Source organism: Rhizobium sp. YTUHZ045 (genome assembly GCF_051124255.1).
GTDB lineage: Bacteria > Pseudomonadota > Alphaproteobacteria > Rhizobiales > Rhizobiaceae > Rhizobium.
In genome coordinates, this window is sequence record NZ_CP101433.1 from 92318 (window position 1) to 118133 (window position 25816).

At 62.4% G+C, this 25816-nt stretch carries 27 protein-coding genes; 16 read left to right on the top strand and 11 right to left on the bottom strand.

Translation table 11 applies throughout. From position 1 onward, the window contains the following. The first annotated feature begins 55 nt into the window (after positions 1-55). The 6 genes from NMA58_RS22490 (at position 56) to NMA58_RS22515 (ending at position 5255) form a co-directional block, all read left to right on the top strand. A complete protein-coding gene (locus NMA58_RS22490; protein ID WP_434713990.1) occupies positions 56-958 on the top strand; it encodes a carbohydrate ABC transporter permease in 903 nt (300 codons plus the stop codon). Continuing rightward, a complete protein-coding gene (locus NMA58_RS22495; RefSeq protein ID WP_434713991.1) occupies positions 955-1785 on the top strand; it encodes a carbohydrate ABC transporter permease in 831 nt (276 codons plus the stop codon). The genes NMA58_RS22490 and NMA58_RS22495 overlap by 4 nt, the downstream gene beginning before the upstream one ends. Continuing rightward, positions 1782-2852 carry an ABC transporter ATP-binding protein gene (locus tag NMA58_RS22500; protein ID WP_434713992.1) on the top strand — a complete coding sequence of 357 codons (1071 nt, stop codon included), beginning with the start codon at positions 1782-1784 and terminating at the stop codon, positions 2850-2852. Before NMA58_RS22495 ends, NMA58_RS22500 begins: the two co-directional genes overlap by 4 nt. A gap of 106 nt (positions 2853-2958) precedes the next feature. After that, the gene (locus tag NMA58_RS22505; RefSeq protein WP_434713993.1) at positions 2959-3792 is read left to right on the top strand and encodes an inositol monophosphatase family protein; all 834 of its coding nucleotides are present in this window, start codon (positions 2959-2961) and stop codon (positions 3790-3792) included. A gap of 80 nt (positions 3793-3872) precedes the next feature. After that, positions 3873-4382 carry a peptide-methionine (S)-S-oxide reductase MsrA gene (msrA, locus tag NMA58_RS22510; RefSeq protein WP_097599627.1) on the top strand — a complete coding sequence of 170 codons (510 nt, stop codon included), beginning with the start codon at positions 3873-3875 and terminating at the stop codon, positions 4380-4382. Positions 4383-4463: 81 nt separating this feature from the next. Continuing rightward, complete coding sequence (locus NMA58_RS22515) at positions 4464-5255, top strand: class I SAM-dependent methyltransferase (RefSeq protein WP_434713994.1); 792 nt, start codon at positions 4464-4466, stop codon at positions 5253-5255. Here the strand turns inward: NMA58_RS22515 and NMA58_RS22520 are convergent. The 6 genes from NMA58_RS22520 to NMA58_RS22545 are packed head-to-tail and all read right to left on the bottom strand — an operon-like array spanning position 5249 to position 12480. Next, positions 5249-6538: an amidohydrolase family protein gene (locus NMA58_RS22520; RefSeq protein ID WP_434713995.1), complete on the bottom strand. Its 1290-nt coding sequence runs from the start codon at positions 6536-6538 to the stop codon at positions 5249-5251. The two genes, NMA58_RS22515 and NMA58_RS22520, sit on opposite strands and share 7 nt — an antisense overlap. A 25-nt stretch (positions 6539-6563) precedes the next feature. Beyond that, positions 6564-7508, bottom strand: coding sequence for an ABC transporter permease (locus NMA58_RS22525; protein WP_085781536.1), 945 nt, complete (start codon positions 7506-7508; stop codon positions 6564-6566). Beyond that, complete coding sequence (locus NMA58_RS22530; protein WP_085781535.1) at positions 7505-8554, bottom strand: ABC transporter permease; 1050 nt, start codon at positions 8552-8554, stop codon at positions 7505-7507. The genes NMA58_RS22525 and NMA58_RS22530 overlap by 4 nt, the downstream gene beginning before the upstream one ends. After that, positions 8544-10076 (bottom strand): ABC transporter ATP-binding protein, encoded by a 1533-nt coding sequence (locus NMA58_RS22535; protein WP_434713996.1) that lies wholly within the window; start codon positions 10074-10076, stop codon positions 8544-8546. The genes NMA58_RS22530 and NMA58_RS22535 overlap by 11 nt, the downstream gene beginning before the upstream one ends. Beyond that, positions 10073-11485, bottom strand: coding sequence for an amidase (locus tag NMA58_RS22540; RefSeq protein ID WP_434713997.1), 1413 nt, complete (start codon positions 11483-11485; stop codon positions 10073-10075). The genes NMA58_RS22535 and NMA58_RS22540 overlap by 4 nt, the downstream gene beginning before the upstream one ends. 8 nt (positions 11486-11493) lie before the next feature. Beyond that, positions 11494-12480 carry a BMP family protein gene (locus NMA58_RS22545; RefSeq protein ID WP_097599634.1) on the bottom strand — a complete coding sequence of 329 codons (987 nt, stop codon included), beginning with the start codon at positions 12478-12480 and terminating at the stop codon, positions 11494-11496. A gap of 236 nt (positions 12481-12716) precedes the next feature. On the opposite strand from NMA58_RS22545, the gene NMA58_RS22550 reads away from it, so the two are divergent. Both NMA58_RS22550 and NMA58_RS22555 read left to right on the top strand, forming a co-directional pair. Continuing rightward, a complete protein-coding gene (locus NMA58_RS22550) occupies positions 12717-13394 on the top strand; it encodes a lysophospholipid acyltransferase family protein (RefSeq protein WP_246721665.1) in 678 nt (225 codons plus the stop codon). Continuing rightward, positions 13391-14320 (top strand): phosphatidate cytidylyltransferase, encoded by a 930-nt coding sequence (locus tag NMA58_RS22555; RefSeq protein WP_434713998.1) that lies wholly within the window; start codon positions 13391-13393, stop codon positions 14318-14320. Before NMA58_RS22550 ends, NMA58_RS22555 begins: the two co-directional genes overlap by 4 nt. 18 nt (positions 14321-14338) lie before the next feature. Here NMA58_RS22555 and NMA58_RS22560 read toward each other — a convergent pair whose 3' ends face one another. From NMA58_RS22560 to NMA58_RS22570, 3 genes are all read right to left on the bottom strand, one after another. Next, the gene (locus NMA58_RS22560) at positions 14339-14662 is read right to left on the bottom strand and encodes a chaperone modulator CbpM (RefSeq protein WP_430957491.1); all 324 of its coding nucleotides are present in this window, start codon (positions 14660-14662) and stop codon (positions 14339-14341) included. A 2-nt stretch (positions 14663-14664) separates the two neighbouring features. Continuing rightward, complete coding sequence (locus tag NMA58_RS22565) at positions 14665-15579, bottom strand: DnaJ C-terminal domain-containing protein (protein WP_430957492.1); 915 nt, start codon at positions 15577-15579, stop codon at positions 14665-14667. A 134-nt stretch (positions 15580-15713) separates the two neighbouring features. After that, positions 15714-16181, bottom strand: a complete 468-nt coding sequence (locus tag NMA58_RS22570) for a universal stress protein (RefSeq protein WP_430957493.1) — start codon at positions 16179-16181, stop codon at positions 15714-15716. Positions 16182-16397: 216 nt separating this feature from the next. Here NMA58_RS22570 and NMA58_RS22575 point away from each other — a divergent pair, with 216 nt between their 5' ends. Then, positions 16398-17261, top strand: a complete 864-nt coding sequence (locus NMA58_RS22575) for a DUF1932 domain-containing protein (protein ID WP_434713999.1) — start codon at positions 16398-16400, stop codon at positions 17259-17261. Positions 17262-17296: 35 nt separating this feature from the next. Here NMA58_RS22575 and NMA58_RS22580 read toward each other — a convergent pair whose 3' ends face one another. Then, positions 17297-18121: a phosphoenolpyruvate hydrolase family protein gene (locus NMA58_RS22580; protein WP_434714000.1), complete on the bottom strand. Its 825-nt coding sequence runs from the start codon at positions 18119-18121 to the stop codon at positions 17297-17299. A gap of 10 nt (positions 18122-18131) precedes the next feature. Beyond that, complete coding sequence (locus NMA58_RS22585) at positions 18132-19328, bottom strand: Tm-1-like ATP-binding domain-containing protein (protein WP_434714001.1); 1197 nt, start codon at positions 19326-19328, stop codon at positions 18132-18134. Positions 19329-19460: 132 nt separating this feature from the next. Between NMA58_RS22585 and NMA58_RS22590 the strand changes: the two genes are divergently transcribed. The 7 genes from NMA58_RS22590 to yghU all read left to right on the top strand — a co-directional run bounded on the left by NMA58_RS22590 (position 19461) and on the right by yghU (position 25788). Then, entirely contained in the window at positions 19461-20132 is a 672-nt protein-coding gene (locus tag NMA58_RS22590) for a GntR family transcriptional regulator (RefSeq protein ID WP_183698255.1), read from the top strand. A 70-nt stretch (positions 20133-20202) separates the two neighbouring features. Next, positions 20203-21456 (top strand): extracellular solute-binding protein, encoded by a 1254-nt coding sequence (locus tag NMA58_RS22595; protein ID WP_430957496.1) that lies wholly within the window; start codon positions 20203-20205, stop codon positions 21454-21456. Positions 21457-21515: 59 nt separating this feature from the next. Next, the gene (locus NMA58_RS22600; protein WP_430957497.1) at positions 21516-22445 is read left to right on the top strand and encodes a carbohydrate ABC transporter permease; all 930 of its coding nucleotides are present in this window, start codon (positions 21516-21518) and stop codon (positions 22443-22445) included. Beyond that, a complete protein-coding gene (locus NMA58_RS22605) occupies positions 22442-23269 on the top strand; it encodes a carbohydrate ABC transporter permease (RefSeq protein WP_430957498.1) in 828 nt (275 codons plus the stop codon). Before NMA58_RS22600 ends, NMA58_RS22605 begins: the two co-directional genes overlap by 4 nt. A gap of 2 nt (positions 23270-23271) precedes the next feature. Then, positions 23272-24363 carry a Gfo/Idh/MocA family protein gene (locus tag NMA58_RS22610; RefSeq protein ID WP_221156690.1) on the top strand — a complete coding sequence of 364 codons (1092 nt, stop codon included), beginning with the start codon at positions 23272-23274 and terminating at the stop codon, positions 24361-24363. A gap of 14 nt (positions 24364-24377) precedes the next feature. Continuing rightward, entirely contained in the window at positions 24378-24758 is a 381-nt protein-coding gene (locus NMA58_RS22615; RefSeq protein WP_221112699.1) for a cupin domain-containing protein, read from the top strand. A 154-nt stretch (positions 24759-24912) separates the two neighbouring features. Continuing rightward, positions 24913-25788 (top strand): glutathione-dependent disulfide-bond oxidoreductase, encoded by an 876-nt coding sequence (yghU, locus tag NMA58_RS22620; RefSeq protein WP_097599648.1) that lies wholly within the window; start codon positions 24913-24915, stop codon positions 25786-25788. The last annotated feature ends 28 nt before the right edge of the window (positions 25789-25816 follow it).

Here is a 25816-nt window from a genome sequence, read left to right on the forward strand (position 1 = left end):
GGCTGTCTTCCGCATCACGCGCCAGGCGGCCCCCGTTCGGGATATCGGAGGATCCATGAAGAGGATACTGACGAGCGTCAGGGACGGCCGCGGCTTCGATATCGTGCTGGTCGCTTTCCCCCTCAGCTTTCTTTTCCTGATGGCGGGACTGCCGCTCATCTACAATGTGGTGATGAGCTTCCAGGAGGTCGACATGTTCAGCCTCGGAACCTTCTCGCGCCCCTTCGTCGGCTTCAAGAATTATGCTGATCTCTTCGCGCAGCCGGAAACGCTGCCGATCCTCTACAACACTCTCATCTTCGTCACCGGATCGATCGCCGGGCAGTTCCTGATCGGCTTCGGACTGGCGTTGTTCTTCTGGGTCAATTTTCCCGGCGCCTCGTGGATGCGCGGCCTGTTCCTCGTCTCCTGGGTGATGCCCGGCCTCGTCGTCGGCGCTATCTGGAACTGGATTCTGTCAGGCGATTTCGGCGTCCTCAATTTCATCCTCAGGGAAAGTGGCATCATCTCCGGCAACATCTTCTGGCGCTCGGACCCGCATTATTCGCTTTATGCCGTGATCATCGCCAACATCTGGCTCGGCACATCGTTCAACATGATCCTGCTTTCCGTCGGTCTTGCCGGCATCCCCGCCGATCTCTACGAAGCGGCCGAACTCGACGGCGCCAATGTCTGGCAGCGTTTCTGGACGATCACACTGCCGATGATGCGTTCGACGATCGGCGCCATTATCGCACTCGGACTGATCTTCACCCTGCAGCAATTCGATCTCTTCGCCGCGATCACCTCGGGCGGACCGAACAATTCGTCGAATGTCACACAATATTGGGCCTGGGATCTTTCCTTCCGCCAATACGACTTCGCCAAGGGTGCGACGATCTCCGTCATCATGATCGTCTTCGTCATGTTCGCATCCGTCGTCTATGTCCGCTCCACCCGCCATGAGGTGCGCGGATGAGCACGACGACGAACCGCGACCGTCTGATGTTGGCAATCTCGATCGTCATGGCCGCGATCTATCTCTTCCCTCTCTATTGGATGTACATCACCGCGCTGAAGAGCGGCTCGGAGATGTTCGCGACGCCGCCGAGCTTCTGGCCTTCAGCGCCGCAATGGGGCACCTATGCCTATGTCTGGGAAAGCCGCGACATGGGCCGCTATCTCTGGAATTCGTTGCTTATCGCGCTCGGCGCCATGGCGCTCATCACGGTACTCGGCGTCGGCTGCGCTTATGTGCTCGCGAGATATCGCAACGTCTGGGTGGATGTCGGCCTGTTTCTGATCCTTATGCTGCAGGTGCTGCCAGCCTCGCTGATGATCACGCCGATCTTCGTCGGCTTCTCGCAAATCGGCCTGCTTTCCTATCCGCGCCTTGCCGTCGTCATCGCGATTGCCGCGAAGAGCATGCCCTTCTTCGTCGTCCTGGTGCGCGCCACCTTCATGAGCGTTCCCCAGGAACTGGAGGAGGCGGCCCTCGTCGACGGCAATTCGCGTGTCGGCGCCTTCTTCAACATCGTGCTGCCGCTCGCCCGCAACGGCATTCTCGTCAGCGCCATCCTAATCTTTATGCAAGCCTTCGGCGAATTCGTCTATTCCAAGTCGATGATCCAGGCGGCCGAACTTCAGCCGGCCAGCGTCGGCCTCAACTCCTTCATGGGTCCGAACACCAACGAGTGGAACAACATCATGGCCTACGCCACGATGTATGTGACGCCGATCCTCGCCATCTTCGTTCTCTTGCAGCGCCGCATCGTATCCGGCCTCACCTCTGGAGCCCTGAAATGACCACGCAGATCGAGCTCAGAGGCGTCAACAAATATTACGGCGCCTTCCATGCCCTGAAGAACATCGACCTTTCGATCGCCAAGGGCACTTTCGTCGCGCTTGTCGGCCCCTCGGGCTGCGGCAAGTCCACGCTGCTGCGTTCGCTCGCCGGCCTCGAAAGTATCTCGACCGGCGATCTCAGGATCGCCGGCGAACTGATGAACGGCGTGCCTCCGCGCAAGCGCGACGTCGCCATGGTCTTCCAGTCCTACGCGCTCTATCCGCATATGACGGTCGAGGAGAACCTGACCTACAGCCTGCGCATTCGCGGGGTCGCCAAGGCGGAAGCCAAGAAGGCGGCCGAGGACGTGGCGGCGACGACAGGTCTTTCGCATCTTCTGAAGCGCTATCCGCGCGAGCTTTCCGGCGGCCAGCGCCAGCGCGTCGCCATGAGCCGCGCCATCATCCGCCATCCCAAGGCCTTCCTGTTCGACGAGCCGCTCTCCAATCTCGACGCGGCGCTGCGCGTCCACATGCGCAAGGAAATCCGGGCGCTGCACGACAGGCTGAACGCCACCTTTGTTTACGTTACCCACGACCAGGTGGAAGCAATGACCATGGCCGATCATGTGGTTGTCATGCGTGACGGCATCATCGAACAGCAGGGCGCGCCGCTTGACCTGTACGACCGCCCGGCCAACCGCTTCGTCGCCGGCTTCATCGGCTCGCCGGCGATGAATTTCATTCCCGCCGTCGCTGCCGAAGACGGCAAGAGCCTTGTATTGGATTTCGGAGCGGTGAAGCAGAGGCTTGCGATAGCACGCGTGGTCGAACCTGGACGTAAGCTCGTCGCCGGCATCCGGCCGGAGCATATCGAGGTGGTCGCGCCCGGGCAGGGCAGCTTCGACGTGCCGATCGCCTTTGTCGAGTCGACAGGCTCCTCGACCTTCATCGTCGCAGCGACGCAGCCGGAACTGACGATTGTCGAGACGCGGCGCGACAAGGTCAGACCAGGAGAGATGATCGGACTATCGGTCGATCCGGCCCAAGTCCATCTCTTTGACGCATCGACCGAGCGCCTGATATAAGACCCGTCAGGCGCGGACAGCTTCAAAAAACCCTCACCGGTCTCTGCGAAGGGAGTGGCTCCGCACGATTCACTTCGTTCATATCTGCAGCAACCGGATTTTCTTCATGGCATCCTCCCCGACATCAGCGCGCCTTTCCCCGAACGCGTCGCCCCGCCTCATCGTGCTTGCCGAAACGGTGTTGAAGGCGGGCGAGACGGCCCGAGCCTCCCTACGGCGGCGGACATCCGGGGAAATGCTGGCCAAGGCGCCCCGCGATTACCAGACCGAGATCGATGTCGCGCTCGAGCGTATCATCGTCGAGGAGCTGACGAAGGCCTTTCCCGATTATGCCATCCAGGGCGAGGAGGCTGTCGGCAACCGCACGGCTGGGCCGGAGACGCCGATCATCTACATCGACCCGATCGACGGCACGACAAACTACGCCTGGGGCCTCCCGCATTTCGGCATCACGATTGCAATCGCCGAAGGCGGCCGGATCGTCGCCGGCGTCGTCTACGACGCCATGCAGGATGAGCTCTTCAGCGCCGAGACCGGCGGCGGCGCCTATCTCAATGGCGAGCGCATCCGCTGCGCCGATGTCGGCGACATCGAGAACGTGCTGATCGGCGCCGGCCTGCCCATCCCGGGCCAGGTCAAGGCGGTTTCGGAAGAGACCTATTTCGATGCCATCAAACGCCTGATGGCCAATACGGCAGGCGTGCGTCGCCTGGGCTCGGCGGCTCTGTCGATCGCCTATGTCGCCTGCGGCCGGCTGGACGGCTTCTTCGAGGACGGCCTCTCGATCCATGATTTCGGCGCCTCGGCGCTGATGGTCGAAGAGGCCGGCGGCATAGTCACGCGTTTTTCCGGCGCGACAGTCGACGGCGCTGGAGACATCCTAGCCGCCAGCAGGGCGCTGCATCCCTGGCTCAGGGAGGGTTTCCAGATTAGGACATAAGCCGCCGCGGCCGGCGGATTTCCATCTTATGGAAATCGGCGACGTGAGACACTATCTCATGGCAAACAAGGAGACCTCCAATGACCGAAGAACGTGCAGTGCTCGCCGGCGGTTGCTTCTGGGGCATGCAGGACCTCATCCGCCGCTACAAGGGCGTGATCTCGACCCGCGTCGGCTATACTGGCGGCGATGTGCCGAATGCCACCTACCGCAACCACGGTACCCATGCCGAGGCGATCGAGATCATCTTCGACCCCGCCCGGATCAGCTACCGCGAAATCCTCGAATTCTTCTTCCAGATCCACGATCCGACCACACGCAACCGCCAGGGCAACGACGTCGGGACGAGCTATCGCTCGGCGATTTTCTACACCAGTCCTGAGCAGGAGCGTGTCGCCCGCGATACGATCGCCGACGTCGATGCTTCGGGCCTGTGGCCCGGCAAGGTCGTCACCGAAGTTGTGCCGGCCGGCGATTTCTGGGAGGCCGAACCCGAGCACCAGGATTATCTGGAGCGGATCCCTAACGGCTATACCTGCCACTTCGTCCGGCCCGGCTGGAAACTGCCGACCCGCCAGAAGATCGCCTGATACCGCTCATGGATGCCGGGAGAAACTCCGGCATTCTCATCAAACCGATGATCGAAGCTCACGCGAAGCAGAGTCAGTGTCATGGCGTTCGATCGTGCCGATTTTTACGATGCAGAATTGGCGCGCCATAACCGGCACCTTCGGGATGCTGCCGATGTCGGCGCGGATGACCGGGTGCTCGATATCGGCTGCGGTGCGGGGCAGACGACGCGTGAAGCCGCCCGCACCGCGTCTCAAGGAGAAGCGGTCGGTGTGGATATTTCCGTAGAGATGCTCCAGATCGCAAGGCGACGGAGCGCTGCGGAGGGTTTGCGAAATGTGGTGTTCGAGCAGGCAGACGCGCAATTCCACGCCTTTCCGGCTGCCAGTTTCGACCTCTGCATCAGCCGGTTCGGCGTGATGTTTTTTGCCGATCCGGCGGCGGCCTTTGCCAATATCGGCCGGGCAATGCGTCCGGGCGCGCGTCTTGTGTGGATGGTGTGGCAAAGCCGAGAGCGTAACGAGTGGTCTGGCGCCATCCGGCAGGCCCTGGCACCGGGAACTGTGGTTTCGGCAGGTGGTCCCGACCCGTTTTCGCTTGGCGATCCTCCCATAGCCAAGGACCTTTTGAGCGCCGCAGGTTTCACGTCGATCGACTTTGCCGACCTGCGAGAGCCTGTCTTCTATGGACCGGACGTCGATGCGGCGTCTGATGCGCTCGCCGGCCTCTATCTTGTGAAGGACGCGCTTGCGCATACCGGTGAACCGCCTGGCAAACCGCTGCAGCGACTGCGCGATTTGCTGGAGGCGCATAGGACGCCGGAGGGGGTGTTCTTCGACTCCCGCGCCTGGATCATCACAGCTCGCCGAGCAGGCGTCGATACGTCTCAATAGCGCGGTGCGTAATCCAGGCCGCCGTCGATCCGGGCCGGGCGCCCATCCAGGAAAAGCTCGCCGATGCGCGGCGCCGAGCGGGCGACGACCTTGCCGCGGCGGATCACCGCCAGCCGGTTCGGCTTCAGCCGCAGCGCCTCCAGCGTGTCGCGCGCCTGGAGGATGACGAGGTCGGCGTTGCATCCCTTATCCAGACCGTAGTCTGCAAGTCCCATCGTCTTCGCCGAGTTGACGGTCAACGCGTCGAAGATCTTCTTCTTGTCGTCGATGCCGGCCATCTGCGCGACATGGATCGCCATGTGGCCAACCTCCAGCATGTCGCCCGATCCCATCGAATACCAGGGGTCCATAACGCAATCGTGCCCGAAGGAGACGTTGAGCCCGGCATCCATCAACTCACGCACGCGGGTCATGCCGCGGCGTTTCGGATAAGTATCGTGCCGGCCCTGCAGCATGATGTTGATCAGTGGATTGGGGATGACGTTGATTTCAGCCTCCGCCATCAGCGGGATGAGCTTAGAGACATAATAATTGTCCATCGAGTGCATCGAGGTCAGATGCGAGCCTGCGACACGTCCCTGCAGGCCGAAGCGGACGGTCTCAGCCGCCAGCGTTTCGATATGGCGCGACAGCGGATCGTCGGTTTCATCGCAATGCATGTCGACCGGCAGGCCGCGATCGGCAGCGATGCGGCAGAGCGCCTCGACCGAGGCCGTCCCTTCGCCCATCGTCCGTTCGAAGTGCGGTATGCCGCCGACGATGTCGACGCCCATGTCGAGGGCGCGGTTGAGTGCGTCGATTGCACCCGGCGAACGGTAATAACCGTCCTGCGGAAAGGCGACCAGTTGCAGGTCGATATAGGGCGCGACCCTTTCGCGGACCTCGATCATCGCCTCGACGGTCACCAGCCTGGGATCGCTGGTATCGACATGGCTGCGGATGAAGAGCAGGCCTTGCGTCACCGCCAGATCGCAATAGCGCAGCGCACGATCGACCAGCTCTTCCCTCGTCACGATCGGGCGCAGCTCGCCCCACAGCGCGATACCTTCGAGCAAAGTGCCGGAGACGTTCATGCGCGGCAGGCCGAGCGACAGGGTAGCGTCCATATGAAAATGAGGATCGACGAAAGGCGGGCTGACCAGCCTGCCGGTGGCGTCGATTTCTTCGCCGGCTTGAGCTTGGAGATTACCCTCGACGGCAGCGATCCTGCCGCCCTCAATGCCGATATCGATGCCGCTGCGGCCATCGGGAAGATTTGCGTTTCGGACGATCAGATCGAACATCGGAGCCTCGTTGGATGTGGTGGTTTTAGCGCTCGCCTCGGCGATAGGGCTGCATCAGCGCCTGCGGAACGCGGGCGCGGCGGGCCATCACGGCAAGCGCGGCAATGGAGAGGATATAGGGCGTCATCAGGAAGAGCTGATAAGGCACGAGCCCGCTCAGCACGGTCTGCAGCCGAAGCTGAAAGGCATCGAAGAAGGCAAAGAGCAGGGCGCCGAAAAGCGCGCGGCCCGGGCGCCAGGAGGCGAAGACAACGAGCGCGATGCAGATCCATCCGCGTCCCTGCACCATGGTCGGGAAGAAGCTGTTGAACGCCGACAAGGTCAGGAAAGCACCGCCCATTCCCATCAGCGCGCTGCCGATAATGACTGCGCCGTAACGCACCTTCATCGGGTTGACGCCCTGCGCTTCCGCCGCATGCGGGTTCTCGCCGGTCATGCGGATCGCAAGCCCGACGGGCGTGCGGAAGATGATGTAGGCCATCAAGAGGGCGATCAGCATCGCAAGATAGGTCGGCGCGGTTTGCGTGAAGAAGGCGGGGCCGATAAACGGTAGCGTCGAGAGGCCGGGAATGGCGATCGGCTGGAACGGCGCGATGGTCGGCGGAGTGTTGGCAAGCGGCACGATCAGCCGGAAGACATAATAGCTGAAACTTGACGCAAAGAGCGTGACGCCGAGGCCGGAGACATGCTGGGAGAGGCCGAGCGTCACTGTCAGCCCCGCATGCAGCAGGCCGAAGACGCCGCCGGCTATCGCGGCAATCAGCAGGCCGGTCCAGAGATCGGCGCCATGATAGACGGAAAGCCAGCCGATCATCGCCCCAAAGGTCATGATGCCTTCGATGCCGAGATTGAGCACGCCCGCCCGTTCGCACAGCAGGGCGCCGAGCGTGCCGAAGATCAGCGGCGTGGCGATCCGCAGGATCGCCGCCCAGAGGCCGGCGGAGGCGATAATGTCGAACAATTGCGTCATCGCCGGATCCTGTACTGGGTGAAGAACAACGCGATCAGCATCGTCAACAGCGACAGCGCCACCGTCACATCGGCGATATAGGTCGGAATGCCGAGGCCACGGCTCATGCCGTCGGCGCCGACGAACATGGTGGCCGTAAAAATCGCGGCGAAGACGACGCCGAGCGGATTGAGGTTGGCAAGCATGGCGACGACGATGCCGGCGTAACCGAAACCGGGCGACAGATCGGTCGTCACGTAACCCTTGACGCCCATCACCTCGATTGCGCCGGCGAGCCCCGCAAGCCCGCCGGAGAGACAGGCGACCTTCACCAGCGTTTTGCCGAGGGGCACGCCTGCGAAGACCGCACCGGCCGGATTGAGGCCCGCAGCGCGGGACTGCATGCCGAAGACGGTGCGGGACTGGACGAAATGGACGACGACGGCAAGAGCGATCGCGATCGCAAAGCCGATATGCAGGCGCGATCGGGCGAGCAGTTTCGGCAGCATGGCGTGATCGCTGACGGATTGCGATTGCGGCCATCCGAAGGCGAGCGGATCCTTGAGAACGCCGTCGATCAACATCGAGACGAAAAGCACGGCGATGAAGTTCAGGAGCAGGCTGGTGACGACCTCATCGACGGAAAAGCGCAGCCTGAGCCACAGCGGAACCAGGATCAGCACCATGCCGGCGACGGCGCCGATCAGCAGCAGCAGCGGGATGAGGATGGGCGCGGGGAGATTGCCAAGTAGCTTCGAACTCGCCGCAGCGACGGCGATGGCGCCGAGGTAGAACTGGCCCTCGGCGCCGATATTCCATAGCCGCGCCCGAAAGGCGACGGCGGCCGCAAGCCCGGTCAACATCAGCGGCGTTGCCCGCGTCAGTGTTTCGGTCGCCGAAAGCCGTGAGCCGAAGGCGCCGGTCAGGATGCGCCGGTAGGCATCGAGAACGGGCGCGCCGGCAATCGCGATCAGGATGCCCGCGAGAGCCAGCGCTGCGATGACCGCAACGACAGGCGTGAATATCAGCAGGGAAAGCGGGCGGTGCTCGCGGCGCTCAAATCGCATGGCCGGCCCCTGGAGTTTCCTGCCATTCACCGGCCATCATCAGCCCCAGCCTGCGGGCGTCGGCGTCTTCGGCATCAACGGGCGGCGACAGGCGGCCGCCGACGATCGCCTGTATGCGGTCTGCAAGTGCGATCACCTCGTCGAGATCCTCCGAGATCAGCAGCACGGCGGTTCCCTGCCGGCGGGCTTCGAGCAGGCGTGCGTGCACGGCGGCGACTGCACCTTCGTCGAGGCCGCGGGCAGGCTGCGCGGCAATCAGGATACGCGGCCGTCGATACAGGCTGCGCCCGAGAATGAGCTTTTGCATATTGCCGCCGGAAAGCAGCCGGGTGCGAATTGCCGGGCTGCCGCCGCGAACGTCGAATCCGTCAATGATCTCCCTCGCGAAAGCCATGCCCGCCTTGCGGTTGACGAGACCACGGCGCGAAAAGGCCGGTGAGGCGATCCGCTCCAGCACGGCGTTTTCCCAGATCGCCATTTCGCCGATCACACCCTCGTGGTTGCGGTCCTCGGGAATGCGGCCGATGCCGGCTTCGACGACATCGGCGACGCCGAGATTGCCGATGGTTTCCCCGAACAGCTTGAGCTCGCCGGCGCTGCGCGCCAGCGTTCCCGACAGAACATGCGCCAGCGCCGCTTGGCCATTGCCGGAAACGCCGATAATGCCGAGGACCTCTCCCTGATGCAGCCGCAAGCTGATCGATTTCAGCCGGTCGACCCCGCCCGTGCGCACCGTTACACCGGCAGCTTCGAGGACAACGGCGCCGGGTGTCGATGGTTCGCGAACGGGGCGTGTCACGCGGCGTCCGACCATCAATTCAGCCAGCTCCACCTTGCTCGTGTCCGATGCCCTGCGTTCGGCGACCATCTTGCCTCCGCGCAAGACGACGATGCGGTCGGCCGCCGCCATGACCTCATCGAGCTTGTGCGAAATGAAGATCAAGGACAGGCCCTGGCGGGCCATCTCCTTGAGCGTCGTGAACAGTCGCTCGGCCTCGATGTTGGTCAGCACCGCCGTCGGCTCGTCGAGGATCAGGATGCGGGCGTCGTTGTAGAGCGCCTTGAGGATTTCCACCCGCTGCTGCTCGCCGACCGACAGATCGCCAAGGCGGGCTTCCGGATCGACGGTGAGGCCGAAGCGTTCGGAAATCGCCAGGAGCTTCTTGCGCGCCGCCGATGTTGCCGACCGCCAGGACCACAGTTTTTCAGTACCGGTCATGACATTTTCGAGGACCGTCAGATTGGGGGCGAGCGAAAAATGCTGGTGCACCATGCCGACACCGGCGCGGATCGCCGCGCGTGGCTTTCCCTGCGGCACCTCCGCGCCCTCGATCAGAATTCGCCCGGCGTCCGGCATGTAATGGCCGAAAAGGATGCTCATCAGCGTCGTCTTGCCGGCACCATTCTCGCCGAGCAGGGCCACGATCTCGCCCCTCGCGAGCGTCATGGAAATATCGTCATTGGCGAGATTGTCGCCGAAGCGTTTGCTGACACCGATAATTTCCAGAACAGGCCCGGTCATGTCGCTAATCCTGCGACCGGAAAACGGTGCTGCCATCGCGCCTCGGCCTCCAGGCGTGCCGCCAGCGACAGGAGGCGTGGCTCCTGGCCCATCGACGCTATGAGTTGCACCGGCAGCGGCATGGCGTGCTCATCCTGTCCGAAAGGGAGCGTCAAAGCAGGGAAACCTGAGATATTGGCCAGACAGGCAAGCGGCGCAAATGCCGCCATGCGTTCGAGATGCAAATTCGTGTCGGCATGATCGGACGGAAAGGAGCCTATCGCAAGAGGCGCGGATGCAAGCATCGGCATCAGGATGCAATCGACCTTGTCGAACAGTGCCCAAAGGGCGTGGCTCACCAGAACGGCATCGTTCAGCGTGTTCCAGAGCATGGACGCCGAAAGCGCCCGGCCGCGGGCCGCGAAAGCCTGCGTGAGAGGCTCGGCCCTGCTTTCCTCAAGACCCGCTGCCTCGATGAGTGCGGAAAGGTTGACGGAAACGATATCGGCAAAGGCGCGGCCGCTGGCGGCGATGCTCCATTCGAAATCGGCCCACGCCAAAGGAACGATGACGTGTCCGTCGCTCTCCAGCATGCGCGCCGCGTCTTCGACGGCGGCAAGCCGGCTACCCTCGGTCGGATAGGTCGGCCCGGTATCGGTCAGCAGGCCGATCCGCAGACGGCCGTTGTCGATATCGGTGGGGGCGGGATCCGGAACGGGTCCGCGCGAATTGCCGCTCAACCGGTCGAAAATCAGCGCCGTATCCCGCACCGAGCGACAGACCGCCAGTTCGCTGGCAATACCGCCGAGGTGGTTGCCGAAGGATGGACCGCCGGGAATGGCGCCGCGGGTCGGCTTCAGTCCGACGAGGCCGCAACAGGCGGCAGGCACACGGATTGAGCCGCCGGCGTCGGTGGCATGGGCGATCGCGACGATTCCGGCAGCAACCGCTGCCGCCGCGCCGCCGGACGAACCGCCGGCGGTGCGGGCCGGATCGAGTGGGTTGCGACAGATAGGGCCGGTCGCTGGCTCGCTGGCGAGCGATAGACCGAATTCCGGGCTCGTCGTCAGGCCGAACAGGCAGAAGCCGGCGTCGCGGAAGCGGAAAGCAAGATCGGAATCGGCTTCGCCGCCCTTTCTTTCCAACAGGCGTGAACCCGCCGTTACCGGCAGCCCTCGAAAAGGACCGCCAAGATCCTTCGCCAAGGTCGGCACTCCGGCAAAGGGCCGGGCAGAGAAATGATCCGGCGCGCTCCGCCGCTCCCGGTCGCACGCATGCGCCGAGGCTAGACCCATGGCACGATCGAGATAGGCAATCGCGCCGAGCGGTTCCTGCCGGGCAGCCATATCGATGGCGGCATGCATCGCTTCCGCAGCGCTCAGGCTGCCGCGCCTGATCGCTGCCGCCAGCTCCGTTGCGTCGCCCTGCATGGACCGAACTACTTCGGCTCGTCCATCATCTTCGGAACTTCGAAGGTGCCGGCCTTGATCTCCGCGCGCTTGGCTTCCATCGCGGCTTCCGCCTCGGCAGGCGCCACCCCCTTGACGAAGACGATATCGCTGCCGCCTTCCTTCATCAGGCCGTAGGACGTGTAGTTCCGGCCCACCGGTTTGCCGGCGGCGACATCGGCGATCGCGGCATTCAGGATCGGACGGAAGTACCACATGGCGTTGGCGAAGACCGTATCCGGATAACGCGGCGTATAATCGATCAGCGAGCCGACCGACCTGATGCCGCGTTCCTTGGCGGCGTCGGCCGTGCCGATGCGTTCGCCGAACAGGATGTCGGCGCCGGCGTCGATCTGGGCAAGGCCAGCTTCACGGGCCTTCGGCGGATCGAAGAAAGTGCCGATGAATGCGACGAGGTGTTTTGCATCAGGGTTGACCGCCTTGACGCCGGCGGCGAAGGCGTTGATCAGCATGTTGACCTCGGGAATCGGAATGGCGCCGACCGAACCGACGATGTTCGACTTGGTCATCTTGCCCGCAAGCATGCCAGCGAGATAGGCGCCGTCGTGATTCCAGGTGCCGAAAACACCGAAATTGTCGCCGGCTTGCTCGCCGCTCGAACCAAGCACGAAAGCGGTATCGGGATAGTCGGCCGCGACCTGACGGGCCTCCTTCTCCACGGCATAGGCCTCGCCGATAATCAGCTTGTTGCCCTGTTCAGCATATTCGCGCATGGCGCGGGGATAATCGGTGCCTGAGACGCCTTCGGAGAAGACATATTCGATGACTCCGTCCTTGGCCGCGTCCTGGAGGGCCTTGTGCAGGCATGAGTTCCAGGCATTTTCAACCGGCGACGCATGGATGCCGGCAACTTTCAGGGGCGCAGCCGCCCTTGCTAGCGGGGCGAAGCCGCTGACGCCAAGCGCAATGCCCGACGCGATCACTGCCCGGCGTGAAATCAACATGTCTTTGGTCATTGATTGTTCCCCTTTTTTTACCAGCTGGTTCAAAAATCATAGTAGCGCCTAAAAACGTGTCAAGCAGTGAACCGGCTCAAAAATCAGGCTAATCGGCCGCAGCAGCCTGGCTGAATGAACGAGACGTCCTGGGTCTGCATGCCCGGTGCCGCCGTGCTTCTCGGGCCGGATCTGCAGGGCTTGGCGCGACAACTCCGGCAGGCTATGCATAGAACCGTTGGGTTGGGGAAATTGAAATGGGTGAAGAAGAAGACGCCTCGCGGCGGCCGATCGCGAGCCGGTCGTCGTCCTGGGCGATCGCCCTCGTCCGTCGCCTTCTCGTGCTGTTCGTGCGGATCATGGTCGGCGCCCGAAGCGAGTGGCGGGGCTGTACGCCCGACCTTCGCCGCCGCATCTATTTCGCCAATCACAACAGCCATGTCGATACTGTTGCCGTCATGGCTGCCCTGCCGTGGCCGGTGCGACGGCTGACCCACCCGGTCGCGGCGCGCGATTACTGGGGAACGAGCGCCTTTCGGCGTTTCATTGCCGAGAAAGGCCTGCGCGCCGTCCTGATAGACCGCAAGCCTCTGCCCGACAGCAACCCGCTGGAGCCGGTCGAGCGCCTGCTCGAGGAGGGGTGCTCGGTCCTGATCTTCCCGGAAGGAACGAGAAGCGCCAACGATGAGATCGCCCCTTTCCGCAGCGGCATCTATCGCCTTGCCTGCCGGTTCCCCGATGTCGATCTCGTGCCGATCCATCTCGACAATCTTCAGCGCATCCTGCCGAAGGGAAGCTGGCTCATCGTGCCGATCACCTGCACGGCCCGCTTCGGCAAGCCGCTGCGCGTCGAACCGGGCGAAGGAAAGGACGCATTCCTGGCCCGCGCCCGTGCAGCAGTCATCGAGTTAGCGGACGGAAAGCACATCGCATGAGCAGCTTTTTCTCCATCGTGCTTGCCGCAATCCTCGGCCTGCTGGCCGTCGCCTCCGCTATTGGTTTCATCCTTCAGCGGCGCGCGACCGAGCCCGGATCCGTCGCCACCGTGCATAACCTCAATGCCCGCATTCGCTCATGGTGGATCATGGTCGCGATATTCGGCGGTGCGATCCTGCTCGGCGACACCGCTGTGGTCGTCCTGTTCGCATTCCTGTCCTTCATGGCACTGCGCGAATTCTGGACGTTGACGCCATCGCGGCGCGGCGATCACCTGGCGCTGTTCCTGTCCTTCTTCGTCGTCCTGCCGGTGCAATATGTGCTGCTCGGGACGCTATGGTACGGCCTCTTTTCGATCTTCATCCCGGTCTATGCATTCCTAATCCTGCCGGCAGTGGCGACCCTGACGGGCGACGTGAACGAATTCCTGGCGCGCACCGCCAGGGTGCAATGGGGATTGATGCTGACGGTCTATTCGATCAGCCATGCCCCCGCGCTCCTGATGCTGGAGACCGGCACGCCGCCCGCCCTGCTGCTCGTCTATCTCGTCATCGTGGTGCAGCTCAGCGACGTCTTCCAGTATGTCTGGGGAAAGCTCCTGGGGAAACACCGCTTCTCGCCGAACATCAGCCCATCGAAGACGCTTGAAGGCCTCTTCGGTGGCGGCGCATCGGCCATCCTGGTGGGAACGCTGCTCTATCGCCTGACGCCGTTCTCGCCTCTGCAGGCCGCAGCCGTCAGCTCCGTCATCGTCGTCGCGGGCTTCTTCGGCGGCTTCGTGCTCTCGGCCATCAAGCGCGATCTCAACGCCAAGGACTGGGGTTATGTGATCGAGGGCCATGGCGGGGTGCTCGATCGTCTCGACTCCATCACCTTTGCCGCGCCGCTGTTCTTCCACATCGTCCGCTACTGGTTCACGACATAGACACGAGCTGCGGCCTCGTCAAAACTGTTCGAGATCCTCAAGACATTCTAACAACCGCCGCTGGACATCGCGTTCCTGCCTGGAGATGGCGGTCATCAGCTGACTCATTGTTCCCCTGATTCCATGAAGCTGATCGACTAGATCCATGACGACATCGACGCCGGCTTCGTTGACGCCCATATTGCCCATGAGATCCAGAATTAACCGGGCGCGGGCGACATCGGCATCGCGAAACTGTCGCTTTTCGCCTGAGGTCTCCGGGATCAGCCAACCCTGTTCGATCCAGAAATCGAGCTGGACCACATCGATTTTCAAGTAAAGACGGAACTCATGATCATCCATGATCAGGCCTCCATGTTCTTCCTCGGATCGTATGGATGCGCCGCCGCCCACTCCTTCACCAGGGACGGCAGCCGTTCGTCAGGTTGGTCGGGCAACACGATCTTCAAGGTGACGTAGATGTCGCCATGCCCGCCGCCGCGTTTCGGAACGCCCTTGCCCTTCAGGCGCAGGACTTTCCCGGTGTTCGAATGAGGCGGCAGCGTCAGATTGACTGGGCCGGAAGGCGTGGGGACGCGAAGCTTGCCGCCGAGCACCGCTTCGCTGAGCGAAATCGGCAGCTCGAGGCGGATGTCGTCGCCGTCGCGCGTGAAGAAACGGTGCGGGCGCACATGAATTTCGATGAGCGCATCGCCCGCCGGCCCGCCGCCAATGCCCGGTTCACCCTTGCCGCGCAACCGCAAAGTCTGGCCGTCGCGCGTTCCCGGCGGGATCCCGACCTCGAGCGCGGGGCCATCGGGGAGCTTGACCTCGGTTCTGGTGCCGTTGATGGCCTCGAGAAAATCGACCTCCATGGAGAAGCGCCGGTCCTGGCCCTGGCTGCGCGCCCGGCCGCCGCCGGTACGGCGCGAAAAGAAGCTCGCAAAAATGTCATCGGCATCGCCGAAGTCGGCAAAGCCGGCGCTGTTGCGATAGGGATTATCGGCGCCGCCGGCCGAGGCATAGTCGCGATAATAGTTGCGCTGCGCCCGCTCGGCGCCTGTCATATCGATCTCGCCGCGGTCGAAGCGGCCGCGCTTTTCCTCATCGCTCAAAATCTCGTAGGCGGTCGAAATTTCCTTGAACCTGTCCTCGGCGTGTTTGTCGCCGGGGTTCAGGTCGGGGTGAAGTTTCTTGGCGAGCTTGCGGAACGCGCTCTGAATATCCTTTTGCGTCGCATCCCGCTTCACGCCCAGAAGCTCATAGGGATCCTGGCTCATGTATATCTCCGGTCGGGCAGTGAATACTGCTGGTTGGGTTGGGATTGATATAGGTTGCCAGGCCGCCGCCGGGGAGGGGATGCCCGCAAGCGTCAAAAGCCGGCCGTGTCATGTTCGGCGGAAGCTCGCCAGGATCAGAGCAAAGCGACGTTTTCTGCTTGAGCCGCAGCATCCTCACCGGCATGGTCCAGGCGCCGGTCGATAAGAACAGAGCACGCGGCATGGCGCACCACCTTCTCGACGATCGAGGAGAAGACATAGTCGGTGATATCGGGCACGTGGGATGACAGAAGGATGAGATCGGCAGCTCTCTCCCTAGCGGCCGATACCAGCAGCGCGGCGGCAAGGCCGATGCGAACCTCGATCATCGCCGGGATGTCCAGATCCTTGCACAGTGACGCAAGTTTCCGCTCGGCATCGACGATGGCAGCCGTCTCGAACTCTTCGGGAATGTCGGTCAGGTGGCGGTGCGGGATATTCTCAATGACGTGCACGACGACAATGGTTCCGCCTTCGTCCACCAGCGCCGCAGCCCGGCGCAGCAGGCGGTTTGCCGTCTGTCTGGAGCCCATGCCGATGCCGCAGATGATGGTGCGATACATTGAGATCAATATCCTCGAGGCGAGTCATTTCCGTCATCATAGCGCTATCGACAGCGCCTGCGTTGACTAAAGTCAAGCCGCGCTCTCGGACGATCGAAAGAGGGCGGCAATGGATGATCGCGGTTCAGGACACGAATTCTGCCGCATTGTCGCAGTTGACGGCGACCGGATCGGCGATAGCTCTCATGCGACGCCGTCAAACCGTCGAGGTTCCACATGCCGAACTTTGCTATTATCGGAGCGGGCGCGATGGGAAGCGCTGTCGCCAAACGGTTGATCGACCACGGCGCAACGGTGCTGACCTGTCTCGAAGGGCGGAGCGAGCAGACGATCGCGCGAGCCAAGGCGGCCGGCATGGTGCCGGTAAGCCGCCTTGAGCTGGCCAAGGCCGAGCTGATCCTGTCGATCGTTCCGCCGGCCGAAGCAATCAAGGTCGCCGAACTGATCGCGGACATATCAGCTAAGACGCCGGTGCCGCCCTTCATCGACCTCAATGCCATTGCACCGAAGACGATGCAGGTGCTTGCGGCCCGTTTCGATGGCAGCGGCGTGGCGGTGCTGGACGGCGCCATCATTGGAGGACCGCCGGTGGCCGGAAAATCAGGTCCGAGTATCTATGTCAGCGGCGACAGCGCAGAGCACAGCAGACTGCTCGAAGATTACGGCTTGCAGGTCCGCCGTCTCGATGGACCGCTTGGTGCAGCTTCAGCACTGAAGATGTGTTATGCCGGCATCAACAAGGGATTTATCGGCCTCGGCGCCGCGATGCTTCTCGCCGCTTCCCGCTCGGGCGCTGCCGAAAGCCTGAAGGTCGAACTCGCCGAAAGCCTGCCCGACTTCGACCGCAAGCTGTCGAAATCCATTCCTGACATGTATCCGAAGGCCTATCGTTGGGTTGCCGAAATGCAGGAGATCGCCGATTTCCTCGGTGCGGGCGATCCGGCAGCAGCCATCTTCCAAGCCATGGCGGATGTCTTCTCCAGGCTGGCAGAGGATGTGGAAGGCAGCCGCGCCCTCATCGCGCAGCTGGACGAGATCCTTTGCTCCCACCGAGCATCCGGCGCAATGGTCATGCCATAGCTCATCGCCGCTGCCGGCAACCCGTACCGAGCCGCCTAAAGCTTTGCGAAGTCCTCGACCTGCGCGCGGATGGCGACCTCGGTCGGCAGCCGCTCCATCGAACTTGCGCCGTAGAAACCGTTGCATCCCTTGCAACGGGCCAGCACGTAGGCCGCATCCGCGGGCATGGCGATCGGGCCGCCATGGCAGAGCACGATGACGTCGTCGCGTACCGACCTCGCGGCATCAGACCATGCGTTGATTTTCTCCACGCATCCGTCGAGCGTCAGCGCCGTTTCGGCGCCGATCGCGCCTCCCGTGGTCAGGCCGAGGTGGCAGACGACGATATCGGCACCGGCCTTGGTCATGGCGGCGGCGTCATCGCTGCTGAAGACATAGGGTGTCGTCAGCATATCCTTAGCGTGCGCACGGGCGACGATGTCGATTTCCAGCTCAAAGCCCATGCCGGTCTCTTCGAGATTGGCGCGGAACGTTCCGTCGATCAGCCCGACCGTCGGAAAATTCTGGATGCCGGCAAAGCCCATAGCCTTCAATTCGTCGAGGAAGTGATCGGGCAGCATGAACGGATCGGTGCCATTGACGCCGGCAAGCACCGGCGTGTGGCGCACGACCGGCAGCACCTCGCGGCCCATTTCTTTGACGATTTCGTTGGCATTGCCGTAGGCCAAAAGGCCGGCCAGCGAGCCACGCCCGGCCATGCGATAACGGCCGGAATTATAGATCACGATCAGGTCGATGCCGCCGGCCTCCTCGCTCTTGGCCGAAAGGCCCGTGCCGGCGCCGCCGCCGATGATCGGCCGGCCCTCGGCGATCTTGCGGCGAAGCTTGTTCAGAATGTCGTTTCTATCGATACGGGACAAAACTCTCTCCTCAGGCAGGGATGTCGTGGAAGCTGGCGACGAGTGCCGCGGCAAATTCCGGACTGTTGATATGGGCATCTATCTCGACGAGGCGTCTGTTTGGCGCGTCGCGCCACCCGGTCCGGATGGCGGAAAACAGCGCGGCGTCGGCTTCCGGATCGTGGAACGGCTGACCGACGGCATCGATTGCCGAAACGCCCTGAAGCGGCAGCAGGAAGCGGACCGGGCCCTGCATGCGGTTGAGCCGTTCGACGATGAAAGCGCCGATCCTGCCGTTTTCCTCCGGCGTGGTGCGCATCAGGGTCACCTGCGCATTATGGACGTGAAGCCTGCGGTCGCGGAAACCCGCCGGCACCGTTTCCCGAGCGCCGAAATTCACCATGTCGACGGCGCCGACCGAGCCGACATAGGGCAGGCCGGTGCGGATGATTGCGCCGAAGCGATCCTCGGTCGCGGGAAAGACGCCGCCGACAAGGAGATCGGGAACCTCGGTCGTCGTCACGTCGATCACGCCCTGCAGCAGACCTGATTCGGCGAGCTTCTCCATCGATTGGCCACCGACGCCGGTCGCATGGAAGACGTAGACTTCATGGGTCTTGCCGAGCATCTCGCGGACCTGGGTCACGCAAGGCGTGGTGACGCCGAACATGGTCATGCCGATGCCCGGTCGATCATCCGTGGAGGCGGGAACGGGGTTGTGGGCCATGCCGGCCGCGGCATTGGCCGCATTCCCGATCACTCTGCGTGAAATCGCATTCAGACCGGCGATGTCGACGACCGAATACATCATGGTCAGATCATTCGGGCCGACATAGGGCGCCACATTGCCTGAGGCCACCGTCGAGACCATCAGTTTCGGCAGGCCGATCGGAAGCGCCCGCATCGCCTCGGTCACCAGCGCAGTATTGCCGGTACCGCCGAGGCCGAGCACAGCGCCGATATCGTTGCGTGATTTCAGGAAACCCGTCAGCGCCTTGGCCATGGCCGACACCGCCGTTCCCCGGTCAGTCTGCCCGAGCACGGCCGCAGCACCATCCGGATGAAATGCCGCGACGTCGCGCGCTGGAATATCGGCGCCCGCACCCTCACCAAGCGTGCCGACATCAATCAGAACGGCCTCGGTTCCGGCTGAAAGAACCACCTCCCTGGCGTAGTTCAGTTCAGCGCCCTTGGTGTCTGAGGTGCCGACGATATAGACCTTTCCCATTGGTTTTCCTCCCCTTTTTGGTCCAGCTCCCGCTGATCTTCCAACGAAATTCCCCGTTGTGTATTTTCCATATTGTATATTATTGCGTATATTGCATACTTAAATCACGAATGCCAGACGGAAGTGGAGACCATGAACGCACCGCGCCACCTGACCCTTCGAGAGCGGATCTACGAGGAAATCGTTCGGCTGATCGTTTCCGGCGAACTGCCGAGCGGCGTCTCCATCGACGAAAAGGAACTGACGGAACGCCTGCAGGTCAGCCGCACGCCATTCCGCGAAGCGATCGGCACGCTTGCCAAGGAAGGGCTGATCGAGATCAAGCCTTATCGCGGCTTCTTCGTACGCAGCTTCACGCCCAAGGAGATCGACGACCTCTACGAGCTGCGCAAGACGCTCGAGTGTTTTGCCGTCGAGCTCGCCGTTCCGCAGATGAGCGACCGGCATATCGCCGGCTTCGAACGTATTCTGGATGAGGCAGTGGCGGCGCTGCGCCGCGGCGACATGGCGACCTACGGCATCCGCGACAAGGAATTCCACGAGACGATTGCCGAGCTTTCGGGAAGCGCCCCGTTGGTCGAAACCTTGGCACGGCTCGCGCTGCAAATCCAGATCTGCCGCTCGATCGCCAATGAGAGCCGCGATCTCGCCGAGCGGGCAGCCGAGGAGCGCGATCAGATCCTGCAGGCTTTCCGGTCGCGCGACATAACCCGCGCCAAGGCGCTGATGCACGCGCATATCAGCGACGTCCAGCAGGCCGTCATGGCACGCTTTCAGAAGGAAAAACGGCGATTTGACGGATGAATGAAGGAGAGGGAGGTCTCCTCTCAACAAGCGAAAAACGTGGCCGAGGAGCGGCCCGGAGGAGGGAACAATGCTGAAATTTCTTGCCCGCGGAACGGCACTGGCAGCGATGATCGCCGCAAGTTCGCCGGCGCATTCCGAGACCCTGAAGATGTGGGGTCCGGAACAGATCACCGAACCACTGGTCGCCCAGTTGTGGAACGGCATCAAGGCCGATTTCGAAAAGGCCAATCCCGGTGTAACCGTCGAATTCATGCCGCCGACCGGCACGATCAGCAACGGCGCGGTGCAGGCGGCGATCCAGTCGGATGCCGGCCCCGATGTAATCCTCACCAATTCGGGCATCGGACGCATCAGCGTCGTCAAGAACGCCAAGCAGGTCATGCCGCTCACCGAACAATATGAAAAGCGCGGCTGGAAGGACGAGATCTATCCGTGGCTCTACACCGAACTGAAGGGCCAGTTCGGCGGCGAAATCTACGAAGTTCCCGATGGGCTCGACGCTCTCGGCATCTGGTACCACAAGGATCTTTTCGAGCAGGCGGGCTGGAAGATCCCGGCGACCTGGGCCGAGTTCGAAACGCTAATGAAGTCGATCGAGCAAAGCGGCCTGCAGCCGATCGCCATCGGTCCGCGCACGCCGGGCAGCGCCGGCCATCTCTTCGGCAATCTGCTGCAATCGGCGAGCGGCAAGGACGTGATCGGCAAGGCGCTGCGCCGCGAGATCGCCTTCGATGATCCTTTGGTCGCCGCCGGCGCCGTCCGGCTGCAGAAGCTAGTCGAGGCGGGCTACATCAAAAAGGAAATGGCGGGTCTCGACCTCGACGGCGCCTCGCGCCTCTGGTTCAACAAGCGCGCCGCCATGTTCGTTGCCGGCCCCTGGTTCACCGCCAATGCCCGTAAGGCCGGCTATGACCTCGCCAACGCCGGTTATGCGCCCATGCCTTCCGACATCAAGGGGGCGGCGATACCGACCGGCGGCGTCGGCTGGAGCTGGCTGGTGCCTGTTAACTCAAAACAGCCGGAGCTTGCGATGAAGTGGATCGACTTCATGCTGTCGGATGCGGTGATGAAGAAACGGGCGCAGGATCCGGCAAGCACGATGATCTATCCGCGCGAAATCCCCGGCGTAGAATCACCGACCCCTGTTCTCAAAGACATCTTCGCGGCTGCCGCCGGTGGTGTCGGCTACAATCCGAGCGTCTATCTGCCCGGCCCCGTACTCGACACCTACTTCCAGGTCATCCAGGGTCTCATCTCCGGCCAGATCGGCGGCGAGGACGGCATGAAGCAGATCCAGGCGAAGATGACAGAGGCGAAATAGTGGCCATTCCAGAAACGCCGGGAAGCAAGGCCGTGGCTCCTCTCAGGACTGCACCTGCCATGGCGGGGCATACGGGCGGCAACCCCGCCCGTATGTCCAAACGCCGGACGGCAGGCTCGGCTTGGCCCGATACCGGCACCGCATTCTGGCTGATGGCGCCGGCGCTCGCGCTCTATGCCGTCTTCACGCTGCTGCCGATCGCTGCCACCTTCTGGCTGAGCTTCAACAGCTCCGCCGGCTTCAACACGTCCGCGAGCTTCGTCGGTGTCGACAACTACGCCAAGGCGGCGCAGGATCCGATCGTCTGGAAGAGCCTCGGCCATACCTTCATCTGGCTGGCCTACCACGTGGTGATGGCAGGCGGGCTCGGCCTTCTGCTGGCGCTTGCGGTCAGCAGGCTCAAGGTCACGCAGGTCTTCTTCCGCACCGCTTTCTTCCTGCCGCATCTGGTTTCGCTCGCCGTCGTCGGCGTCATCTGGGCCAATATCTACGATCCGTTTTTCGGCCTGCTGAACACGGCCCTGACACGGGTCGGGCTCGGCGCCTTCACGCAGGGCTGGCTTTCCGATCCCGCGCTGGTGCTGTTCTCCGTCAATGTCGCAAGCTCGTGGCAGGGTTTTGGCCTTTACATGCTGCTCTTCATCGCCGGCCTGCAGAATATCGACCACTCGCTCTATGACGCGGCCGAAGTGGACGGCGCCAACGCGTTCCAGAAGCTGATCTATGTAACGCTGCCGGGGCTTCGCGAGGTGACGACCTTCGTCGTCTCGCTGGCAATGATCAACGGCCTGAAGGGCTTCGCCACGGTCTTCGTCATGACCAATGGCGGGCCATTCTATCAGAGCGAGCTGATCACGACCTATATCTACCGGCTTGCCTTCCAGTCCCAGGATCACGGGCTTGCGGCGGTGCTTTGCATCCTGCTCAGCCTGCTTGCGATTGCCATTACCCTCGTCTTCAACCGCTGGCGCGCGAGGCTTTCCCAATGAGTGTGCGCAATCGCGAATGGCCGGTGGCGCTGGCGCTCACCCCGGTCTTGATCCTGATCCTCGCCCCCTTCGTCTGGCTGCTGATATCGAGCTTCAAGACCGAGGCCGAGATCGGCCAGGCCGATCCCTTTGCCTGGCCCGCCGACCTGATGTGGCGCAATTATCTCGACGCCTGGCAAATTGGCGGCTTCGGCGAGCTCGTCGGCAACAGCCTTATCAACGTCGTCGGCGTCGTCCTTCTGTCGCTCGTCACCTGCGCGCCGGCCGGCTATGCGCTTGCCAAGATCCGATTCCCCGGCCGGGAATGGCTGTTCTACGCCTTCATCCTCGGGCTGACCGTGCCGGTCCAGGCGATCGTCATCCCGCTCTACCAGGTGCTCTTCGGGCTGAACCTCGTCAACACGCTTGCTGGTATCGTACTGGTGCAGGTCAGCAGCGGCATTCCCTTCGGCATTTTCCTGATGCGCAGCTTCTTCATCGGCGTGCCGGACGATCTGATCGAAGCCGCCAAGATCGATGGCGCCTCGCATTTTCAGATCCTCACCAAGGTCTTTCTGCCGATCTCGACGCCGGCGGTCCAAGCGCTCGTCATCATCAGCGCTCTCTCCACCTGGAACGATTTCTTCCTCCCGCTGATCGTGCTGATCAGCCCCGAAGTGCAGACGCTGCCGCTCGGGCTGGTGCGTTTCGCCAGCACCTATGCTTCCGACTACCGCCTGGTCTTTTCGGGAACGGTCATTTCGTTCCTGCCGATCATTCTTCTCTACATCCTGATGCAGCGCCGTTTCACCGAGGGCCTGACGCAGGGAGCAATCAAGGGCTGACTATGTCGCACCACGTCCAGCGGGAAATCCGCTACAATTTCGAATTCGATTACCGCATCAAGGCCTGCTTCATCGGCGCCGGCGGCCATGCCTACCGCAATGTCTATCCGGCGCTGCGCTATGCGCCCGTGGACCTTGCCGGCATCTGCGATCTCGATATCGGCCGCGCCGCGAAATTCGCCAAACTCTTCGGCGCCGGCAAAGCCTATACCGACCATCGCGAGATGCTCATGCGGGAAAAGCCGGACCTGGTCTTCCTCGTCACCGCCTATCATCCCGACGGCCGGGTGCAGGCGACCGACCTTGCGCTCGACGCACTTGCCTCGGGCGCCCACGTCTGGATGGAAAAGCCGACAGCCGCGAGTCTCGAGGATATCGAAAGGCTGCAGGCGGCAAGTGCGGCGGCCGGACGCATGGTGATGACCGGTCTCAAGAAGACCTTTTTCCCCACGATCGAGAAGCTCAAGGACCTGATCGGCTCGCCCGGTTTCGGCAGGCTGACCTCGATCAACGTCCGTTATCCCCAGAGCCTGCCGAGACCGGAAGACCGCGCCGATCTCGTCGAGATGCAGAGTTTCCTCGACCATATCTACCATCCGGGCGCGATCCTCAATTTCCTTGGCGGCGAGATCGAGCGCGCGGGCTATGAATGGGAGCCGCTGACGGGCGCGAGCGTCACCAGCCTGCGCTTCCGCTCCGGCGCGATCGGCACGCTGCATTTTGCCGCCGGCCAATCGGGCGGCAGCATTTTTGAACGGGTCGAGATCGTCGGGGAAGGCGCCAACGCCATTGTCGAGAACGGCAGCCGATTGACTTATTTCCGCAAGGCGGACCTGCCGTCCTATGGCCGCGCCGCAAGCTTCATCCAGCCGGACGAGAATGCGGCGCTTTTCTATGAGCCCGAACATTCGCTCGGCCAGCTCTATAACAACAACCTCTTCTATCTCGGCTATGTGCCCGAAATCCTGCACCTGACCGACGCGATCCTTGCCGGCGCGCAGATATCAAGGGGCACGCTCGAAATCGCTCGCGAGATCATGAAGCTCTTTGAATTCTACAGACGCACGGATGCCGGCGTCACTTCCTATCTTTGACCGGAGGCGCAGTCTTGAACGAGACCGACATCATTTTCAGGAAAGCCGGCGGCGAATTCATGCCGACCTCCTGGGGCGAACTCAACTGGAAGATCACCGGCGACGGCACACCCGGCGCCGAGATGACCTTCGGCACCTGCCGCATCAATCCCGGCGAGCGCAACCAGCTGCACTCGCATCCCGATTGCGAGGAGATTCTCTACGTCGTCTCCGGCAGCTGCGAACACAAGCTTGGCGATGCCCTTTATCGGCTCGAAGCCGGCGATGCGATCCGCATTCCCCGCAATGTCAGGCACTGGGCGCGCGCGCTCGGCAGCGAACCGCTCTTTGCCCTGATCATGTTTTCCTCCGGCACCAGGACGGCGGTCAACCATGAAGGCGAGGGGGCGGCCTGAACCGGCCGTTTTCCGCAACTTTGCCAAGCTCTGACGTTTGCGTGAAACCATTCCGATAGCTGTGACAAACCCTCATCACCTCTGCTATGTCAGGAAAAATGCGGCGACCCAACAGGCGTCGCGCTCTGTCCGATCAATGCCAGGAGTTTGAAAGATGAGCGGTACCTCCGACTATATCCCCCCGAAAGTCTGGACCTGGAACAAGGCGAATGGCGGCCAATTCGCCAATATCAATCGCCCGATAGCGGGACCGACACATGAGAAGGAGCTTCCGATCGGCCGCCACCCGCTGCAGCTCTATTCGCTCGGCACGCCGAACGGCCAGAAGGTCACGATCATGCTCGAGGAGCTGTTGGCGCTCGGCCATAGCGGCGCGGAGTATGACGCCTGGCTGATCAAGATCGGCGAGGGAGACCAGTTCGGCAGCGGCTTTGTCGCCGTCAATCCCAACTCCAAGATTCCGGCTTTGATGGACCGCAGTGGTCCGAAGCCGATCCGCGTCTTCGAATCCGGCGCCATCCTCACCTATCTCGCCGAGAAATTCGGCGCTTTCCTGCCGACCGAGCCGGGTGAGCGCGCCGAATGCCTGTCATGGCTGTTCTGGCAGATGGGAAGCGCGCCCTATCTCGGCGGCGGCTTCGGCCATTTCTACGCCTATGCGCCTGTCAAGATCGAATATGCGATCGATCGCTTCGCCATGGAAGTGAAGCGTCAGCTCGACGTGCTCGATCGCCGCCTTGCCGAAAGCGAATATGTGGCAGGCAGCCAATACACGATCGCCGATATTGCCATCTGGCCATGGTACGGCGGACTGGTGAAGGGCTGGAGCTACGGGGCGGCCGAATTCCTGCAGGTCGAGGACTATAAGAACGTGTTGCGCTGGGCCGACACTATCTACAGCCGGCCCGCCGTGCAGCGCGGCCGCATGGTCAACCGCCTCTCCGGCGACCCGTCGAGCCAGTTGCACGAGCGTCACGACGCCAGCGACTTCGAAACCAGAACGCAGGACAAGCTCGCGGCAGCCGAATAAGCAAGCCGATCATTCACTTGTCGCGGCA

Coding starts and splice junctions, on each gene's coding strand:
- NMA58_RS22540 (WP_434713997.1), bottom strand. CDS start 11,485: ATGCAGGGCGACGCAACGGAGCTGGCGGCAGCGATCAGGCGCGGCAGC.
- NMA58_RS22550 (WP_246721665.1), top strand. CDS start 12,717: ATGGGTGAAGAAGAAGACGCCTCGCGGCGGCCGATCGCGAGCCGGTCG.
- NMA58_RS22500 (WP_434713992.1), top strand. CDS start 1,782: ATGACCACGCAGATCGAGCTCAGAGGCGTCAACAAATATTACGGCGCC.
- NMA58_RS22610 (WP_221156690.1), top strand. CDS start 23,272: ATGTCGCACCACGTCCAGCGGGAAATCCGCTACAATTTCGAATTCGAT.
- NMA58_RS22520 (WP_434713995.1), bottom strand. CDS start 6,538: ATGTTCGATCTGATCGTCCGAAACGCAAATCTTCCCGATGGCCGCAGC.
- NMA58_RS22490 (WP_434713990.1), top strand. CDS start 56: ATGAAGAGGATACTGACGAGCGTCAGGGACGGCCGCGGCTTCGATATC.
- NMA58_RS22585 (WP_434714001.1), bottom strand. CDS start 19,328: ATGGGAAAGGTCTATATCGTCGGCACCTCAGACACCAAGGGCGCTGAA.
- NMA58_RS22590 (WP_183698255.1), top strand. CDS start 19,461: ATGAACGCACCGCGCCACCTGACCCTTCGAGAGCGGATCTACGAGGAA.
- NMA58_RS22535 (WP_434713996.1), bottom strand. CDS start 10,076: ATGACCGGGCCTGTTCTGGAAATTATCGGTGTCAGCAAACGCTTCGGC.
- NMA58_RS22605 (WP_430957498.1), top strand. CDS start 22,442: ATGAGTGTGCGCAATCGCGAATGGCCGGTGGCGCTGGCGCTCACCCCG.
- NMA58_RS22530 (WP_085781535.1), bottom strand. CDS start 8,554: ATGCGATTTGAGCGCCGCGAGCACCGCCCGCTTTCCCTGCTGATATTC.
- NMA58_RS22525 (WP_085781536.1), bottom strand. CDS start 7,508: ATGACGCAATTGTTCGACATTATCGCCTCCGCCGGCCTCTGGGCGGCG.
- NMA58_RS22545 (WP_097599634.1), bottom strand. CDS start 12,480: ATGACCAAAGACATGTTGATTTCACGCCGGGCAGTGATCGCGTCGGGC.
- NMA58_RS22560 (WP_430957491.1), bottom strand. CDS start 14,662: ATGGATGATCATGAGTTCCGTCTTTACTTGAAAATCGATGTGGTCCAG.
- NMA58_RS22595 (WP_430957496.1), top strand. CDS start 20,203: ATGCTGAAATTTCTTGCCCGCGGAACGGCACTGGCAGCGATGATCGCC.
- NMA58_RS22565 (WP_430957492.1), bottom strand. CDS start 15,579: ATGAGCCAGGATCCCTATGAGCTTCTGGGCGTGAAGCGGGATGCGACG.
- NMA58_RS22555 (WP_434713998.1), top strand. CDS start 13,391: ATGAGCAGCTTTTTCTCCATCGTGCTTGCCGCAATCCTCGGCCTGCTG.
- NMA58_RS22600 (WP_430957497.1), top strand. CDS start 21,516: ATGGCGGGGCATACGGGCGGCAACCCCGCCCGTATGTCCAAACGCCGG.
- NMA58_RS22570 (WP_430957493.1), bottom strand. CDS start 16,181: ATGTATCGCACCATCATCTGCGGCATCGGCATGGGCTCCAGACAGACG.
- NMA58_RS22575 (WP_434713999.1), top strand. CDS start 16,398: ATGCCGAACTTTGCTATTATCGGAGCGGGCGCGATGGGAAGCGCTGTC.
- NMA58_RS22505 (WP_434713993.1), top strand. CDS start 2,959: ATGGCATCCTCCCCGACATCAGCGCGCCTTTCCCCGAACGCGTCGCCC.
- NMA58_RS22515 (WP_434713994.1), top strand. CDS start 4,464: ATGGCGTTCGATCGTGCCGATTTTTACGATGCAGAATTGGCGCGCCAT.
- NMA58_RS22495 (WP_434713991.1), top strand. CDS start 955: ATGAGCACGACGACGAACCGCGACCGTCTGATGTTGGCAATCTCGATC.
- msrA (WP_097599627.1), top strand. CDS start 3,873: ATGACCGAAGAACGTGCAGTGCTCGCCGGCGGTTGCTTCTGGGGCATG.
- yghU (WP_097599648.1), top strand. CDS start 24,913: ATGAGCGGTACCTCCGACTATATCCCCCCGAAAGTCTGGACCTGGAAC.